The organism is Geobacillus sp. LEMMY01 (assembly GCF_002042905.1).
Taxonomy (GTDB): domain Bacteria; phylum Bacillota; class Bacilli; order Bacillales; family Anoxybacillaceae; genus Geobacillus; species Geobacillus proteiniphilus.
The window spans coordinates 53,497-68,865 of sequence record NZ_MVKA01000009.1 but is presented as its reverse complement, the minus strand read 5'-3'; the positions used below and the strand labels follow the sequence as shown (position 1 = coordinate 68,865).

Annotated in this window: 15 protein-coding genes and 3 pseudogenes; 15 read left to right on the top strand and 3 right to left on the bottom strand. The window is 50.3% G+C overall.

Translation table 11 applies throughout. The annotated features are described in order from the left end of the window. The 4 genes and pseudogenes from B1A75_RS06395 to B1A75_RS06375 all read left to right on the top strand — a co-directional run. Positions 1–185, top strand: a pseudogene (locus tag B1A75_RS06395) (IS1634 family transposase); the annotation flags it as partial. A 339-nt stretch (positions 186–524) separates the two neighbouring features. Continuing rightward, a pseudogene (locus B1A75_RS06385) lies at positions 525–1,711 on the top strand (IS701 family transposase). A 112-nt stretch (positions 1,712–1,823) separates the two neighbouring features. Further along, on the top strand, positions 1,824–3,053 hold the full coding sequence (locus B1A75_RS06380) for a hydantoinase/carbamoylase family amidase (RefSeq protein ID WP_079935942.1): 1,230 nt from the start codon (positions 1,824–1,826) through the stop codon (positions 3,051–3,053). Positions 3,054–3,086: 33 nt separating this feature from the next. Then, on the top strand, positions 3,087–4,271 hold the full coding sequence (locus B1A75_RS06375; RefSeq protein ID WP_079935941.1) for a M20 family metallopeptidase: 1,185 nt from the start codon (positions 3,087–3,089) through the stop codon (positions 4,269–4,271). 187 nt (positions 4,272–4,458) lie between these two features. Here the strand turns inward: B1A75_RS06375 and B1A75_RS19270 are convergent, their stop codons facing one another. Beyond that, complete coding sequence (locus B1A75_RS19270; protein ID WP_139761712.1) at positions 4,459–5,181, bottom strand: PIN domain-containing protein; 723 nt, start codon at positions 5,179–5,181, stop codon at positions 4,459–4,461. Between the two features lie 517 nt (positions 5,182–5,698). Here B1A75_RS19270 and B1A75_RS06365 point away from each other — a divergent pair. Next, positions 5,699–6,151 (top strand): VanZ family protein, encoded by a 453-nt coding sequence (locus B1A75_RS06365; protein WP_079935940.1) that lies wholly within the window; start codon positions 5,699–5,701, stop codon positions 6,149–6,151. An 86-nt stretch (positions 6,152–6,237) separates the two neighbouring features. After that, the gene (locus B1A75_RS20205) at positions 6,238–6,354 is read left to right on the top strand and encodes a DUF3789 domain-containing protein (protein ID WP_013146530.1); all 117 of its coding nucleotides are present in this window, start codon (positions 6,238–6,240) and stop codon (positions 6,352–6,354) included. 18 nt (positions 6,355–6,372) lie between these two features. Here the strand turns inward: B1A75_RS20205 and B1A75_RS20750 are convergent, their stop codons facing one another. Then, positions 6,373–6,597: a hypothetical protein gene (locus tag B1A75_RS20750; RefSeq protein WP_167367376.1), complete on the bottom strand. Its 225-nt coding sequence runs from the start codon at positions 6,595–6,597 to the stop codon at positions 6,373–6,375. 290 nt (positions 6,598–6,887) lie between these two features. Here B1A75_RS20750 and B1A75_RS06360 point away from each other — a divergent pair, with 290 nt between their 5' ends. From B1A75_RS06360 to rbsB, 6 genes are read left to right on the top strand one after another with little or no spacing between them, the layout of a single operon-like run. Continuing rightward, entirely contained in the window at positions 6,888–7,877 is a 990-nt protein-coding gene (locus B1A75_RS06360) for a LacI family DNA-binding transcriptional regulator (protein ID WP_079935939.1), read from the top strand. Further along, positions 7,874–8,767, top strand: a complete 894-nt coding sequence (rbsK, locus tag B1A75_RS06355) for a ribokinase (RefSeq protein ID WP_074043833.1) — start codon at positions 7,874–7,876, stop codon at positions 8,765–8,767. The genes B1A75_RS06360 and rbsK overlap by 4 nt, the downstream gene beginning before the upstream one ends. Continuing rightward, positions 8,767–9,165 (top strand): D-ribose pyranase, encoded by a 399-nt coding sequence (gene rbsD / locus B1A75_RS06350; RefSeq protein ID WP_079935938.1) that lies wholly within the window; start codon positions 8,767–8,769, stop codon positions 9,163–9,165. The genes rbsK and rbsD overlap by 1 nt, the downstream gene beginning before the upstream one ends. Before the next feature lie 33 nt (positions 9,166–9,198). After that, positions 9,199–10,692 carry a sugar ABC transporter ATP-binding protein gene (locus B1A75_RS06345; RefSeq protein WP_074043831.1) on the top strand — a complete coding sequence of 498 codons (1,494 nt, stop codon included), beginning with the start codon at positions 9,199–9,201 and terminating at the stop codon, positions 10,690–10,692. After that, positions 10,689–11,633 (top strand): ribose ABC transporter permease, encoded by a 945-nt coding sequence (gene rbsC, locus B1A75_RS06340; RefSeq protein WP_074043830.1) that lies wholly within the window; start codon positions 10,689–10,691, stop codon positions 11,631–11,633. The genes B1A75_RS06345 and rbsC overlap by 4 nt, the downstream gene beginning before the upstream one ends. 32 nt (positions 11,634–11,665) lie before the next feature. Next, complete coding sequence (gene rbsB / locus B1A75_RS06335; protein WP_074043829.1) at positions 11,666–12,601, top strand: ribose ABC transporter substrate-binding protein RbsB; 936 nt, start codon at positions 11,666–11,668, stop codon at positions 12,599–12,601. Between the two features lie 291 nt (positions 12,602–12,892). Here the strand turns inward: rbsB and B1A75_RS20745 are convergent. Further along, positions 12,893–13,121: pseudogene (locus tag B1A75_RS20745) on the bottom strand (DUF4277 domain-containing protein); the annotation flags it as partial. 220 nt (positions 13,122–13,341) lie between these two features. Here B1A75_RS20745 and B1A75_RS06325 point away from each other — a divergent pair. From B1A75_RS06325 to arsB, 3 genes are all read left to right on the top strand, one after another. Then, positions 13,342–13,725, top strand: coding sequence for a DUF1360 domain-containing protein (locus B1A75_RS06325; RefSeq protein WP_074043828.1), 384 nt, complete (start codon positions 13,342–13,344; stop codon positions 13,723–13,725). Between the two features lie 197 nt (positions 13,726–13,922). Continuing rightward, on the top strand, positions 13,923–14,270 hold the full coding sequence (locus tag B1A75_RS06320; RefSeq protein ID WP_074043827.1) for an ArsR/SmtB family transcription factor: 348 nt from the start codon (positions 13,923–13,925) through the stop codon (positions 14,268–14,270). 21 nt (positions 14,271–14,291) lie between these two features. Next, a complete protein-coding gene (arsB, locus tag B1A75_RS06315; protein WP_176202386.1) occupies positions 14,292–15,359 on the top strand; it encodes an ACR3 family arsenite efflux transporter in 1,068 nt (355 codons plus the stop codon). Positions 15,360–15,369 lie beyond the last annotated feature (10 nt).

The window sequence follows — 15,369 nt, the reverse complement described above, 5'->3', positions numbered from 1 at the left end:
GTCCTGGAGKCCGCAAGCTGACCCGGCCGACGGGACAGGCGATTTTTCAGCTGTTTCACTATGTGAACGTCGTCCTGTTCAAGCTGCCGGATGGGCGCATCCAACGCTCACTGGATCGCTCCCTCACCCCTGATCAGCGAAGGATTCTGCAGGGATTGGGCATGGATGAGAGCATCTACGTGTAACGTGATACGGAACGACCAGCGATGGTAAAAAAAGGATTGCCATCGCTCGTTGTGTTGGTCAGAAAGTTATTCTGAAAAACGAAATAAAAAATCCTTTCTTTCAACCCTGTTAGGGTGCGAAATGTGAGTTATATATTCATGAGACATGAACTTTCTTCGTTTGATTGGTTTTGAACACATCTCTTAACCAAGAAATCGGGTTCATGTCTTCTTTTTTACTGTAGATGAGCAAATTCACTAACATAAATTGACAACCAAACAAAAAAGGAGACATGAACCGGACTCCTTGGTTAGAATAGATGTGCCAACAAACCATTCATACAAGGAGGTTCATGTCTCATGAATAGATTAGCACATCATCAAGGAATCCACAAGTTTTTCATGGCGTTGGGATTGGCGCTTTCTTTCTCGAAACCGGTCATGAAGCATCTCGTTCATATCGTGGATGCCTTGACCACCAAAGGATTTTCAGGAACATTGACCGATCTCCACCACTGGAGTTTTCATCCCAACCATCGAACGACGCTTAGCCATTTTTTCACGAAAAGCCCGTGGAATGAGGAAAGGCTGCTTGACAAGCTTCAAGAGTGGATCCTTCGCCGGATCGAACGCCTGGCCAAACGGGAAAAGCATCCCCTGTTTGTGTCCATTGATGATACGATTTGCCAAAAAACAAAGCCTTCGTCACGGGCTGCGCACGCCATTCAAGGGTGTGATGGGCATGACTCGCACAAAGATCATCAATCCGTCTGGGGGCATTCGCTCGTTTGGCTGATGGTGCACACCATGACTCAGGCGTTCCCGTTCGCGTTTCGTCTTTATGACAAGGCGGCGGGAACAAGCAAAGGCGGCCTGGCGATCGAGATGCTTTCCTCGCTCAAGGTGAAGCCGGATCTGTCGGTGTCTGTGCTCATGGATTCATGGCACCCGTCCAAGGAGCTCATCGAAGCCTGCTTGAAAAAGGGATTCCACGTCATCGCGATGCTCAAGACGAACCGGATTCTCTACCCGAAAGGCATCGCCGTCCAAGCGAAACAGTTTGCCCGCTATCTCGAACCGCACGACACCCGCCTCGTCACGGTGGGTCAGGAGCGTTATCGCGTGTATCGTTACGAGGGAGCGCCAGGCGGTCTCGATGATGCGGTGGTGCTGCTTACTTGGAAGGCTGATCTCCGATGACGGTCGAACATCTTCATTGCGTCTTGAGCACCGACCGGGAGCTCGACGACGAAGACATCCTGCGTTACTATGCCCAGCGTTGGTCGATTGAATGCTTTTTCCGGCAGGCGAAAGATCAGCTGAAGCTCGATGGGTATCGGGTTCGCCACGTTCGGGCGGTGAAGCGGTATTGGGTGACCGTTTTGTTGGCTTGCGTGTACAGCATAGCGGAATCCCATCAAGACATTTCCGCCGGCTTGGACCTTCTTCGGATTCGGAAAGGACACAGCCTGATTGAGTTTATTTACGACGCGGCTAAACAAGATATCCCCATTGATGTTGTGAAAAAACAGCTCCATGTCGCCTAAGGGGTACTCTGTTTGTCGCTTTGTTCATGGAAATTATCGTAATAAAAAATGCTCATCTAAACATGACTGCAGCTGATTTGTAAATAACGTATAGGGAAGAGGGGAAAATTGGTTGGTTCGAGGGGAAAGACTTTGGCAACGGCTCATGGAACTAGGGGAGGTCGGCAAGCAACCAAGCGGCGGCGTCACGCGCCTCTCGTTCACTGCTGAAGAGCGGCGGGCCAAAGATCTCGTCGCTTCCTACATGCGCGAAGCCGGGCTTTTCGTATATGAAGACGCGGCTGGCAACTTGATCGGACGGAAAGAAGGGACGAATCCGGATGCCACGGTCGTCCTTGTTGGATCTCATCTCGATTCGGTTTACAACGGCGGCTGCTTTGATGGACCGCTCGGGGTGTTGGCCGGCGTGGAAGTCGTTCAGACGATGAACGAGCACGGTGTTGTGACGCACCACCCAATTGAAGTAGTGGCGTTCACTGACGAAGAGGGAGCGCGCTTTCGTTTCGGCATGATCGGCAGCCGCGCCATGGCCGGAACACTGCCGCCGGAAGCGCTCGAGTGCCGCGACGCGGAAGGGATTTCCCTCGCTGAAGCGATGAAACAGGCGGGGCTTGACCCGGACCGCTTGCCGCAGGCAGCGCGAAAACCAGGAACGGTGAAAGCCTATGTCGAATTGCATATCGAACAAGGACGGGTGCTTGAGGAGACAGGACTTCCAGTTGGCATCGTCACTGGCATCGCCGGTCTGATTTGGGTGAAATTTACCATCGAAGGAAAGGCGGAACATGCCGGCGCCACGCCGATGTCATTGCGGCGCGACCCGATGGCGGCGGCCGCCCAGATCATCATAGTGATCGAAGAGGAAGCAAGACGAACAGGGACAACGGTCGGTACTGTAGGACAGTTGCATGTATATCCGGGCGGTATTAATGTCATTCCGGAACGGGTCGAATTTGTGCTCGATTTGCGCGACTTGAAGGCTGAGGTGCGCGATCAAGTATGGAAAGCCATAGCCGTGCGGGCAGAGACGATCGCCAAGGAGCGGAACGTCCGCGTCACGACCGAGCGGCTGCAAGAAATGCCGCCGGTGCTATGTTCCGATGAGGTGAAGCGCGCGGCGGAGGCGGCGTGCCAAAAGCTTGGCTACCCGTCGTTTTGGCTGCCGAGCGGCGCAGCCCATGACAGCGTACAGTTGGCTCCGATTTGCCCAATCGGGATGATTTTTGTCCGCTCCCAAGACGGAGTGAGTCATAGTCCGGCGGAATGGAGTACTAAAGAAGACTGCGCCGCTGGAGCAGAGGTGCTTTATCATACAGTGTGGCAACTGGCCCAAGGGGAATAACGAAAAAGACAAACGAACAGGGGGAGACCATGGATGACAAGTGAAGAAATCAAACGACTCGTCGATGGAGTGAAAACGGACGTCATCGCCTGGCGCCGTCATTTGCATGCCCATCCGGAATTGTCGTTCCAAGAAGAGAAAACAGCGCAGTTTGTCTATGAGACGCTGCAATCATTCGGTCATCTTGAACTTTCGCGGCCGACGAAAACGAGCGTCATGGCGCGGCTCATTGGCCAACAGCCAGGCCGGGTCGTCGCCATTCGCGCTGATATGGACGCATTGCCGATTCAAGAGGAAAACACGTTTGAGTTTGCCTCAAAAAACCCAGGCGTGATGCATGCGTGCGGACATGACGGCCATACGGCGATGCTTCTCGGGACGGCGAAAATTTTCTCCCAGCTGCGCGATGACATTCGCGGTGAAATCCGCTTTTTGTTCCAACACGCGGAAGAATTGTTCCCCGGCGGGGCGGAGGAGATGGTGCAAGCTGGTGTCATGGACGGGGTGGACGTCGTCATCGGCACTCACCTTTGGTCGCCGCTCGAGCGCGGAAAAATCGGCATTGTGTATGGACCGATGATGGCGTCACCCGACCGCTTTTTCATCCGCATCATCGGCAAAGGCGGCCACGGGGCGATGCCGCACCAAACGATCGATGCGATCGCCATCGGAGCGCAAGTCGTGACGAACTTGCAGCACATTGTCTCGCGCTATGTCGACCCGCTCGAGCCGCTTGTTCTGTCCGTGACGCAATTTGTGGCGGGTACGGCGCATAATGTCCTGCCTGGGGAGGTCGAAATCCAAGGGACAGTGCGCACGTTCGATGAGACGCTGCGGCGCACGGTGCCGCAATGGATGGAGCGCATTGTCAAAGGGATCACCGAAGCGCACGGCGCCTCGTATGAGTTTCGATTTGACTACGGCTACCGCCCGGTCATCAACTACGATGAAGTGACCCGCGTCATGGAGGAAACGGCGTGCGAGCTGTTCGGCGAAGAGGCAGTGGCCCGCTTGAAACCGAACATGGGCGGCGAAGATTTCTCCGCCTTTTTGCAAAAAGCGCCCGGCAGCTTTTTCTACGTCGGCGCGGGCAATGTAGAAAAAGGCATCGTTTACCCGCACCACCACCCGCGCTTTACGATTGACGAAGACGCGCTTGAGATTGGCGTGCAAATGTTTGTCGCGGCGACGTTGAAACTGTTGGCGGAAGCAGAGTAGGATGCTTCCGCTTTTTTGTACATCATAAAGGCGGATCGATATATTGCATGCTCTTTCTCTGTCGCTAATTCACATGGTTGAACTTGGTGTAGCTCACATGAGTGGATAAAGGAAATAAAGAGAGCATGGGGACTCTTTGCCTTCCTTAATGTTTGTTTTGGGCTTCGATTCGATCAAGACGACAAGGCTAGGCGATTTTGACAATTTTTGTGATCGGTGCTAGGTCGAGGTCTTGGTTGTAAAGAGCGTGGACAAAATCGCCGTCAAGCGTAGCGAAGTAGTCATAATGATGGTATGTTGCAATGGCGTAGTGCAAGGCATCATAGGCTTCGAGCTGAAGGAGCCGCATTTGAGCCAAGGCTAAATCTTGAATGTTGGCATCTGTTGTTAGGAATTCGATGCGGAAATGTTGCCTTATGGCAGATAAAAATTCATTATATCGATCAATGGAACTGTTGTAGAAGATTTGCAACTTGTTTCTTTGTGAGGGATAATTCATCTTCACTAATTTGATTAATTCTGAAATATTAATAGAAACGTTCTTCTTGTAGAATTTTGGAATATGTTTTTTCCAAACGTTATATAGGAAGGATACGCTTTCTTCTAATTCTCCAAGGTGATGATTTTGGCGAGACTTTGAACGTAAATTGGATTGATTTTTATGGTAGATTTCTAATGGTAATAGAATTTCTTGAATGAATAAGTTATGTACCACTTCCCCAAATACATGTGTACTTATCCCTAATTTCGTTACACCTTCGTTATGCCATTTTTGAAGGATTTCACATACCTTATCTCCCCTTGGATCATCGGAGTCCATATAGGCCAAAATAAAACAAGCATCGATGTATATAGACGCTTGTCCAAAATGTTCATCTATGGCATCTTCATATGTCATCACAAACGACATAATCGGCTACCGTCCTTGTTTGTAGATGTCCACTAATTTTTTGCCAAAGGGAGAAGGTTTGGCTATTTTTTTCCGTAATTCGGCAAATGAAAGATCCTTATCCGGTTTGTTGGCCTGTTCCGTGCAAGACAGTGTCACCCTCATTTTCGTTTCCAAAGCGGAGGGCATATTGATCACCTCATTGATTCTCCTTTCTAAAAATTATAATGCTGGCCAGAAAAAATGTACAGATTTTTCTTTTACTACTATACCCTTGTTCATGAAAACATAAACAGGGAGAGAATCTCCCTTAAAAGGGGAATGGGTGAAAGAAAAGGGGGGAACGGAAAAGAAGTCTTCTTTCCAGCCTGTGAGCGAACGATTTTAAAACAATGGTGAAGCAGCTTTCAAAAAAGAAAATGGAAAAATATCACCATCCCTGTTATGATGGTAAAGGGTTTAGCGAACAAGGTGTCTACTTTCGTTTGTTGTTTAGGTACCTTGTTTTGTTGGTAAAAAGGTGTTGGCAGGTGAAACGATGAGAGATTTCCTTTCCCGCTGGCTCCCCGTCATTCTCTGGTGTGTCGTCATTTACACGTTCAGCGAGTCTTCCTGGTTCACTGGGGCGAATACGGCGCATGTGCTGCAGATGATTTTATCGTACTTGTCGTTTGGCGGCGGGGATGAAGAGGGGCCGTCATTTTTGAACTTTTTGATTCGCAAAGCGGCGCATTTGACGGAGTTTGGCATTTTGGCCGCGCTTGTATGGCGGGCGCTGTCGCCCAAGCGGTTTGCGTATGCGGGCGCTTGGCTGTTTGCGACGGTGTATGCGGCAACCGACGAGTGGCACCAATCGTTTGAACCGGGGCGAACGGCGACGCCAAAAGACGTGGCGATTGATTCGTGCGGGGCGCTGATTGCGCTTTTGATCGTCTTTGTTTGCCGCCATTGGTTAAGGACAAAGCATCGTGCGGTCAAACGCGGCGTATAATAGAATAAGCTCTCCCGATGTATCGGCTTAGATGTAAAAGGAAAGAATGGCAAATAACAAGTTTGCGAGAAAAGGGAGAGAGAGTCATGGTCGCGTTTATCGCGGGAATGTTTGTCGGCTCGTTCGTGATGCTCGTCATCATGAGCATGATGGTGGCCGCGAAACGGGCGGATGAAGCGAGCGAACGGTGGAGGGAAAAGTGAGAAGCTTGCAGAGGGACGTTAGGCAATGACCGAACGTCCTAAATTTTCCAAGACATATTGGTTGCTAGGAACAAAAATGATCGAATAAAGATGCACGGTTTGATGCAGGGTGGGCAGTGGCAACTCCCTTGATGAAAGGGGGGGCTGCTGGATGATGACTGTTGCGGAGGCGTTGTCGCTAATGATTTCGTTTGCGTCGCTGGTCGTAGCAGTCATTGCGGTATCAAAAGAAAAGTAACCCACCCTGCTCGGCCTAGGTGAGGGTGGGTTACTTCTGCCTGTTTCTGGGCGACTGCACTTCTTGCAGCAACCGTGCGTGTTGGTCAGGGCATTGGCGGTTGCCAATGTCCTGTTTTGTATCGTATGCTTTTCTATTCTTATTATAACCATGTTCTTGGGAAATCACAACACGGCTCACATGGAAAAGAGCGTATAACATGAGGATCAGCGCAAAAAATAGCTTGATGGCGCACAAAAAATAGGATATACTATGTGTAACCGGTTACACATAGACATAAAAGAAGGAATCGAACATGGCAACGATTCGTGATGTGGCAAAGCGTGCAGGTGTCTCCGTCGCCACCGTTTCGCGGGTGTTAAATCAAAATGGATATGTTAATGAGGAAACGGAAAGACGGGTTAGACAGGCGATGAAAGAGCTCAATTATAAACCGAATGAAGTGGCGAGAGCTTTGTTCAAAAAAACATCCAAAACCGTCGGATTGATTGTCCCGGATATTACGAACCCGTTCTTTCCCGAGCTCGTTCGCGCGGTGGAAGATGTGATGAATATTTATGACTATACGGTCATTCTATGCAATTCGGATGAGAAAGTAGAAAAAGAACGAGAATACATCGAAGTGTTAAAGCAAAAATATGTGGACGGCGTCATTTTGACCACGAATCAGTTAGCGCCGGAAGAAGTTGAGGAATGGGATGTTCCGATTGTCGTGCTCGACCGTCCGCTGCATGAACGTTATCCGTCGGTGGTCGCGGATAATTACGAGGGAGCTCGTTTAGCGACGCGACATTTGTATGAAGTGGGCTGCCGGCGGATTGCCCATATTCAAGGGCCCAACCACGTGGTGAACGCCATGGAGCGTTTCCGCGGCTATCAAGATGAAATGAGGGCGTTAGGGCTGGGAGATCGGCAGCTCGTCATTCAAGGGAATTACCAGTTGAAGCAGGCGAAAGAAGCGGTGATGGCCGCGTTGGCTGAGCAGGAGATCGACGGCATTTTTGCCGGCAACGATGCGATGGCGGTCGGTGCTTTGAAAGCGGTTCAGCAATGCGGGCTGCGGGTTCCGGATGATATTGCCATTATTGGCTACGACGGCATCCCGCTGACGGAAATGACAACACCCGAACTATCGACCGTGTCTCAGCCTATTTACGAAATGGGGGCCATGGCGGCAAGAATTTTAATTAAACAAATTGAGGGGAAGCCGCTTGAGAAGCTCCATTATCAACTTCCGGTTCAACTGATGGTGCGACAGTCGACATCAAGGAGGAAAACGACATGAACAAACCAACCATTACGGTGATCGGCAGCATCAACATGGACTTAGTCACTGTGGCGGTGCGCTTTCCCAATCAAGGAGAGACGATTTTAGGCGAACAGTTTCTCACCACTCCCGGCGGCAAAGGGGCGAACCAGGCGGTGGCCGCCGCCCGCCTCGGCGCCAACGTTCGGATGATTGGCGCTGTTGGCGATGACTCGTTCGGCAAGGAGCTCGTCCGTTTGCTGCGATACGAAGGTATTTCCGTCGATCATGTGAAACCGGTTACACATGAACATACAGGCATTGCTTCCATTACGATTTCTGAGCGGGACAACCGGATCATTGTCGTTCCTGGGGCGAATTATGCGCTTACGCCGGAAGATCTCGATTCATGTGAATCCGTGATCGCCGAAAGCGATGTTTGCTTATTGCAGCTCGAGATTCCGCTTTCCGTTGTGGAACGGGCGGTTTCGATCGCTCATCGCCATGGCGTGCGCGTCATCGTCAACCCAGCTCCAGCCCAGCCGCTGCCGCCGTCGGTGCTCGAGCAGGCGAGTTTCTTGACGCCCAATGAACATGAACGGACTATTTTGTTTGACAAGATGGACGAAGAAGCGTTTGCCGATAAGCTGATTGTCACCGAAGGGGCAAAAGGGGTGCGCATTTGGCAAGACGGACAAGAACGGCTCATTCCAAGTTTCCAAGTTCCAGTCGTGGATACGACGGGCGCGGGCGATACGTTTAACGGTGCGCTTGCCGTGGCGCTGGCGGAAGGGAAGCCGCTTGATGAAGCGTGTCGGTTTGCCAATGCGGCGGCGGCCTTGTCGGTGACGAAACTAGGGGCGCAGGCCGGGATGCCGCGGCGGCAAGAGGTCGAGTCATTTTTGTCCAAACAGAAGGAGAGTCAGTGATGAAAAAACGCGGGATTTTGAATAAAGAATTGAACACGCTGCTTGCCTCGCTCGGGCACACCGATACGATCGTGATTGCCGATTGCGGGCTGCCGATTCCGAATGAAAATGCGCGCATCGACTTGTCTCTCGTCAAAGGGTTTCCGCCCTTTTTATCCGTATTGGATGCGGTTGTTGATGAATTGGAAATTGAAGCAATCGTACTAGCCGAGGAGATCAAAGACCAGAATCCGGATCTATACGAAAGCATCAGGGCAAGAATGGGTGGTGTGCCTGTGCAGTTTGTTCCCCACGAACAATTCAAAGTGATGACGAAGCAGGCGAAAGCAGTGATTCGAACGGGGGAGGCAACTCCCTATGCCAATATCATTCTGCGTTCCGGTGTGAACTTTTCATAGAAAGATTTCTGAAGGAAAAGGAGGGCAGAAACGATGAGGCCCTTGATTGAAATGCGGTCGATTCAAAAATCGTTTGGCGGCAATATCGTTCTGAATGGCGTTGATTTTGAAGTGCTTCCTGGAGAAGTGCATGCGTTGATGGGAGAGAACGGAGCGGGGAAATCGACGCTCATCAAGGTGTTGACCGGCATTTATGAGCGGGATGGGGGAACGATTGTTGTCAACGGGCGCGAAGTGCATTACCGTCATCCGAAAGAGGCGGAACGCGACGGGATTGTCGTGATTCATCAAGAGTTGAATGTCATTCCAACATTGACGGTGGCCGAAAACATTTTTCTTGGCCGCGAGCCGAAAATCGGGAGAACGGGTGTCATTCGTTATAAAGAAATGGAGCAACAGGCCGCTTCCTATTTGCGGAGATTAGGGATGGACCTTGACCCACGAGAACTCGCCGGTCGGTTGTCTGTCGGAAAACAGCAAATGATCGAAATTGCCAGGGCCATTTCGACGAATGCGAAGTGCCTTATTATGGATGAACCGACAGCGGCGCTGACGGAACGGGAAATTCAGGCTTTATTTTCTGTCATTCGCACATTGACGCAGCAAGGCGTCGCGATCGTGTACATTTCTCATCGGATGGAAGAGATTTTTACCATTTGCGACCGGATTTCGGTTCTCCGCGATGGCCAGTTTATCGGAACGAAACGAGTAAAGGAAACGAACTTCGATGAAATTGTTCAAATGATGGTCGGCAGGCAAATTGGGGAACGTTTTCCAAAACGGCGCGTCACGATCGGAGAAGAACGGCTGCGCGTAGAGCGGCTCACGAAAAAAGGGTTGTTTGAGAATGTATCGTTTTCCGTGCGAGCCGGTGAAGTGCTTGGTGTGGCGGGACTGATGGGATCGGGGCGAACCGAGATCATGGAAGCGATTTTCGGCGCCAGACCATTCGATGAAGGAGACATCTATATCGACGGGCGCCCTGTGCGCATCCGTTCTCCGCGACAAGCCGTAGAACATGGCATCGCCATGATTACCGAAGACCGAAAGCAAAAAGGACTCGTCCTCGAGATGAGCGTCCATGAGAATTTGACCTTGCCGAAGTTGGAACAATTAGCAACAGCGGGATTCATCCAGTCATCGAAAGAATGGGACGTGGTGTTGTCATTGATCCACCTGTTGAATATTAAAGCCTCTTCCCCAGATTTACCCGTGAAAGCATTGAGCGGCGGGAATCAACAAAAAGTCGTATTCGGCAAATGGCTGGCGATGAACCCGCGCATTCTCATTTTGGATGAACCGACTCGCGGCGTGGATGTCGGGGCAAAGAAAGAGATTTATGAAGTGATCAATGAATTGGCCGCCCAAGGCGTCGCGATCATTATGATCTCTTCTGAACTGCCGGAAGTATTGGGCATGAGCGACCGCGTCATGGTCGTCCATGAAGGGAAAGTGCAAGCGATCTTGGAAAACGACGGCCTGGATCAAGAAACCATCATGCGGGCGGCGACAGGGGGGAATCGATGATGGAAGCAAAGCGAAAATGGGATGTGAAAAAACTAGGGCCTCTCATCGGATTGTTTCTGCTATGCATCGTGCTTTCCATATTGAGCGATGACTTTTTGACGATGGACAACTGGCTCAATCTCCTGCGGCAAGTATCGATTAACGCGCTCATCGCCTTTGGCATGACGTTTGTCATTTTAACGGGAGGCATTGATTTATCCGTCGGTTCGGTGTTGGCGTTATCAAGCGCTATCACAGCAGGAATGATGGCGCAAGGAATTAATGGTTTTGTCGCTATACTGGTGGGCCTATTAGCGGGTATGGTAATGGGAGTGTTGAATGGGGTGATCATCACTAAAGGAAAAGTGGCTCCTTTTATTGCCACGCTGGCGACCATGACGGCGTTTCGCGGCTTGACTCTCGTTTACACGGACGGTCGCCCGATTACAGGGTTTGCGTCTGATGACATCATGTTTCAGATGATGGGGCGCGGTTATTTCTTCGGCATTCCCGTACCTATTATATTGATGCTCATGGTCTATATCGCTTTGTATGTGGTATTGAAAAAGACTACATTTGGCCGCCATACGTACGCGGTTGGGGGGAACGAAGAAGCGAGCCGTCTATCGGGACTTCGCGTTGATCGACTCAAAATATATGTGTATGCACTAACAGGGACGTTATCTGCTTTGGCGGGGCTCATTTTAACTTCCCGTTTGAATTCCGCGCAGCCGACAGCGGGAACGGCGTACGAGTTGGATGCCATTGCGGCCGTTGTCTTAGGCGGCACCAGTTTGTCAGGAGGAAGAGGCTGGATTTTCGGCACGTTAGTCGGCGCCTTGATTATCGGTGTATTGAACAATGGATTGAATTTGCTCAATGTGTCGTCGTTTTATCAGCAAGTAATCAAAGGAGCGGTCATTCTTCTTGCGGTGCTGTTAGACCGCCGCAAAGAAGCATGATAGATTTTATCAAAAAACAAGGGGGAATCAAAATGAGAAAAGCAGTGGGGTTATTGGCGGCATTGTTGCTTGCGGGAGGCGTGTTGGGTGGATGTTCGCTCGACCAGAACAACGCATCGAGCGACAAAGGGAAAACGAAACATGACGGAGAAGTCAAAATCGGTTTGTCCATTTCCACTTTGAACAACCCGTTCTTTGTCACATTAAAAGAAGGGGCTGAAAAAGCCGCCAAGGACGAAGGGGCAGAATTGATTGTGGTCGATGCCCAAAATGATTCGGCGAAACAAATTAACGATATTGAAGACTTGATCCAGCAAAAGGTCGATGTGCTTTTGGTCAACCCGACGGACTCGAGCGCCGTGACTTCTGCGATTGAATCGGCGAACAGCGCCAACATTCCAGTGATTACCGTCGACCGTAGCGCGGACGGCGGGAAAGTGGTCACCCATATCGCTTCTGACAATGTGGCCGGTGGGAAAATGGCGGCACAATTTATTGTCGACCACTTGAAAAACGGTGGAAACATTGTGGAATTGGAAGGGATTCCTGGTTCCTCGGCGGCTCGTGAACGTGGAGAAGGATTTCACCAAGTGATTGACAAAGCAGCCAATATGAAAGTTGTGGCCAAACAAGCGGCAGATTTTGACCGGGCCAAAGGGTTATCAGTCATGGAAAACATTTTGCAAAGCCATAAAGACATTCAAGCGGTCTTTGCCCATAATGACGAAATGGCCTTAGGGGCGTTGGAGGCCTTGCAAGCGCATGGAATGAACAACGTCCTTGTGGTCGGATTCGATGCGACAGATGACGCAGTCAAAGCCGTGAAAGAAGGCAAAATGGCGGCGACGGTCGCGCAAAAACCGGCATTAATTGGCGAAAAGGCTGTGGAAGCCGCCATTCGCGTTCACAAAGGGGAGAAAGTGGATAAATTTATCCCCGTTCCGCTCGAGTTGGTTCAAGGGCAATAATATGGAATTTTATCCGTGGTGTTAGTTGAGCTCTGACGCTCAACTAACACCATGGGTATTTTAATATTCAATCAATTGATGATGTGCTAGAGGACATTTATAAAATTAGATACATCGTTCAATGAGCAGCCTGTCAATATTATACCTCACATTTCGCACCTTAACAGGGTCAAAACAAAGGATTTTTCATTTAGTTTTTCGGAATAATTTTTTGACCAACACGACTAGTGATGGCAATCCTTTTTTTACCATCGCTAGTCGTTCTTTATCCTGTTAGACGTGCTTGAGCCAATCGATGTCATGTGCCCACCGTTTTCGATGAACCAGCGCTTGCCGGCCGCTTAAGATATCCAAGATGAGCAGCCCCACCACATCGCTGGCTTGGGTTTGGCATTGAGGATCAACCGGAATCAGACGGTCCATCAGCTGGAGAAGGTCAAGATCTTTGAAGATGGTGCTTATGGATATTCAAATAGGAGCTTTCATTAATCGTCCGAATTCGAACATCCGTGGTGTGCAAATTCCTTTGCTTTCCTTGTGTATCAAGAATTGATTCGACATCGGAACGAAAAAATCCTCCCGATTTTTGTCGAGAGGGTGTGAAATGTGAGATAAAATTTCCCCCGCCAGATAAAACTACTCATAGCATAACGTGATGAACGCTTGTCCGACAAGAGGAAGTCGTAAAGTGAATGTTTTTTCATTTACATTAGGGAAAAAATGAGAAAGAGGGACCCGCCATGCTTCGCGAACTTGACTGGATGACGTACATCATGATCATTTTAGCCAGCTATCGGTTCACCCACTTGATCGTCTTTGATAAAATCACGGAATTTATTCGCAATCCGTTCATGAAAAAAGAGAAAATCCAACACGAGGACGGGAGTACGGAAATCAAGAAAGTGCCGAAATCGAAATTCGGCTATTTGTTGAACTGTTACTGGTGCGCGGGGGTGTGGAGCGCGGTTTTTCTCGCGCTTGGGTATTTATTCATCCCGAAGATCGCCATGCCGTTTATTTTTGTCTTTTCAATCGCCGGGGCGCAGGCGATTTTGGAGACGTTTGTCGGGGTGGGGACGAAGGCGATCGATCTGTTGTCGGCGGCGAAAAAGCGGATGGACTGACATTTGCGGGCGTGCGGCGGAAAAATGCGGCACGCCCGCTTTTCTTGCTTTTGTCGATACATCATGGTTGACTTATATAAGCATTTAATTATATACTGATTGACGGAAACCATTTCATTGGTCGGCGTGGCCGTTTCATGATGGATGTTCGTTTTTATATAAGCAAATCATTATATGATGATGAACGGAGGGGTGATATGCCGCAACTCGCAATGGAGATAGGAGCGGCCGCTCGGGTGTTGAAGCTGCTCGGCGATCCGACGCGGCTGACGATTTTGGCGATTTTGAATCAGCGGGAGTGCTGCGTGTGCGAGCTGCTTGAAGTGTTTTCGACCAGCCAGCCGGCGATCAGCCAGCATCTTCGCAAGTTGAAAGATGCTGGGCTGATCCAAGAGGAGCGGCGAGGGCAATGGGTGTATTATTCGCTCCGGCCGCAAAGCGAATACTACTCATTGTTGCAAGCGGTGTTGTCGTACGTTCCGGATCAAGATGAAAACATCCGCAAAATCGAAAAAGCGAATCCCGCGGTCCGCTGCGGGTGCTGATGTGGAATGACGAGGTGAATGATGGTGGATTGTTGCGAACCGAAGCGGTTGTCGTTTTTAGATCGCTTTTTGACGGTATGGATTTTTCTCGCGATGGCGGCCGGGATTGGAATCGGGATTTGGGCTCCGGGGCTGGTGGATGGATTGAATCGTCTGCAAGTCGGCACGACGTCGATTCCAATTGCGATCGGTTTGATTTTGATGATGTATCCGCCGCTGGCGAAAGTGCGCTACGAAGAGATGGGGCGCGTGTTCAAAGATGTGAAAGTGCTCGTTTTGTCTCTCGTGCAAAACTGGGTGATCGGCCCCATTCTCATGTTTTTGTTGGCGGTCATCTTTTTGCCTGACAAGCCGGAGTATATGATCGGCTTGATTTTAATCGGTCTCGCCCGCTGCATCGCCATGGTCATCGTCTGGAACGACTTGGCGCGAGGGGATGCGGAATATGCGGCAGGGCTTGTCGCTTTCAACTCGCTCTTTCAAGTGCTGTTTTTCTCGCTGTATGCGTACGTATTTGTGACGGTCATTCCTGGATGGATCGGGCTTGAGGGAGCCGTTGTCGAGATCACGATGGCGGAAGTGGCGAAATCGGTGTTTATTTACTTAGGCATCCCGTTTCTCGCCGGCATGGCGACAAGGTTTGTGCTTGTCAAAGCGAAAGGGCGGCAATGGTATGACACGGTGTTTGTGCCGAAAATCAGCCCGCTGACGCTCGTTGCGCTCTTGTTTACGATCGTGGTGATGTTTTCGCTCAAAGGCGATATGATCGTCAGCTTGCCGCTCGATGTTGTGCGCATTGCCATTCCGTTGCTGCTTTATTTTGTTGTGATGTTTTTTGTTTCATTCTTTTTGGCGAAAAAGTTAGGGGCTGGCTACCCGGTGTCGACGACGCTGGCGTTTACGGCGGGGAGCAATAACTTTGAGCTGGCCATTGCTGTGGCGGTTGGGGTGTTTGGCATTCATTCGGGCGCGGCGTTTGCGGCGGTCATCGGCCCGCTGATTGAAGTGCCGGTGATGCTGGCGCTTGTCAACGTAGCATTGGCGTTTCAGCGAAAGTATTTTTCCTCTGCTGCTCCAACATCAAAGTAAAGGTGGGAAT

What these genes read in the sequence shown, in the direction of transcription:
- B1A75_RS06375 (WP_079935941.1), top strand. Translation starts at nt 3,087, where the DNA reads ATGACAAGTGAAGAAATCAAACGACTCGTCGATGGAGTGAAAACGGAC.
- B1A75_RS19270 (WP_139761712.1), bottom strand. Translation starts at nt 5,181, where the DNA reads ATGTCGTTTGTGATGACATATGAAGATGCCATAGATGAACATTTTGGA.
- B1A75_RS06365 (WP_079935940.1), top strand. Translation starts at nt 5,699, where the DNA reads ATGAGAGATTTCCTTTCCCGCTGGCTCCCCGTCATTCTCTGGTGTGTC.
- B1A75_RS20205 (WP_013146530.1), top strand. Translation starts at nt 6,238, where the DNA reads ATGGTCGCGTTTATCGCGGGAATGTTTGTCGGCTCGTTCGTGATGCTC.
- B1A75_RS06360 (WP_079935939.1), top strand. Translation starts at nt 6,888, where the DNA reads ATGGCAACGATTCGTGATGTGGCAAAGCGTGCAGGTGTCTCCGTCGCC.
- rbsK (WP_074043833.1), top strand. Translation starts at nt 7,874, where the DNA reads ATGAACAAACCAACCATTACGGTGATCGGCAGCATCAACATGGACTTA.
- rbsD (WP_079935938.1), top strand. Translation starts at nt 8,767, where the DNA reads ATGAAAAAACGCGGGATTTTGAATAAAGAATTGAACACGCTGCTTGCC.
- B1A75_RS06345 (WP_074043831.1), top strand. Translation starts at nt 9,199, where the DNA reads ATGAGGCCCTTGATTGAAATGCGGTCGATTCAAAAATCGTTTGGCGGC.
- rbsC (WP_074043830.1), top strand. Translation starts at nt 10,689, where the DNA reads ATGATGGAAGCAAAGCGAAAATGGGATGTGAAAAAACTAGGGCCTCTC.
- rbsB (WP_074043829.1), top strand. Translation starts at nt 11,666, where the DNA reads ATGAGAAAAGCAGTGGGGTTATTGGCGGCATTGTTGCTTGCGGGAGGC.
- B1A75_RS06325 (WP_074043828.1), top strand. Translation starts at nt 13,342, where the DNA reads ATGCTTCGCGAACTTGACTGGATGACGTACATCATGATCATTTTAGCC.
- B1A75_RS06320 (WP_074043827.1), top strand. Translation starts at nt 13,923, where the DNA reads ATGCCGCAACTCGCAATGGAGATAGGAGCGGCCGCTCGGGTGTTGAAG.
- arsB (WP_176202386.1), top strand. Translation starts at nt 14,292, where the DNA reads ATGGTGGATTGTTGCGAACCGAAGCGGTTGTCGTTTTTAGATCGCTTT.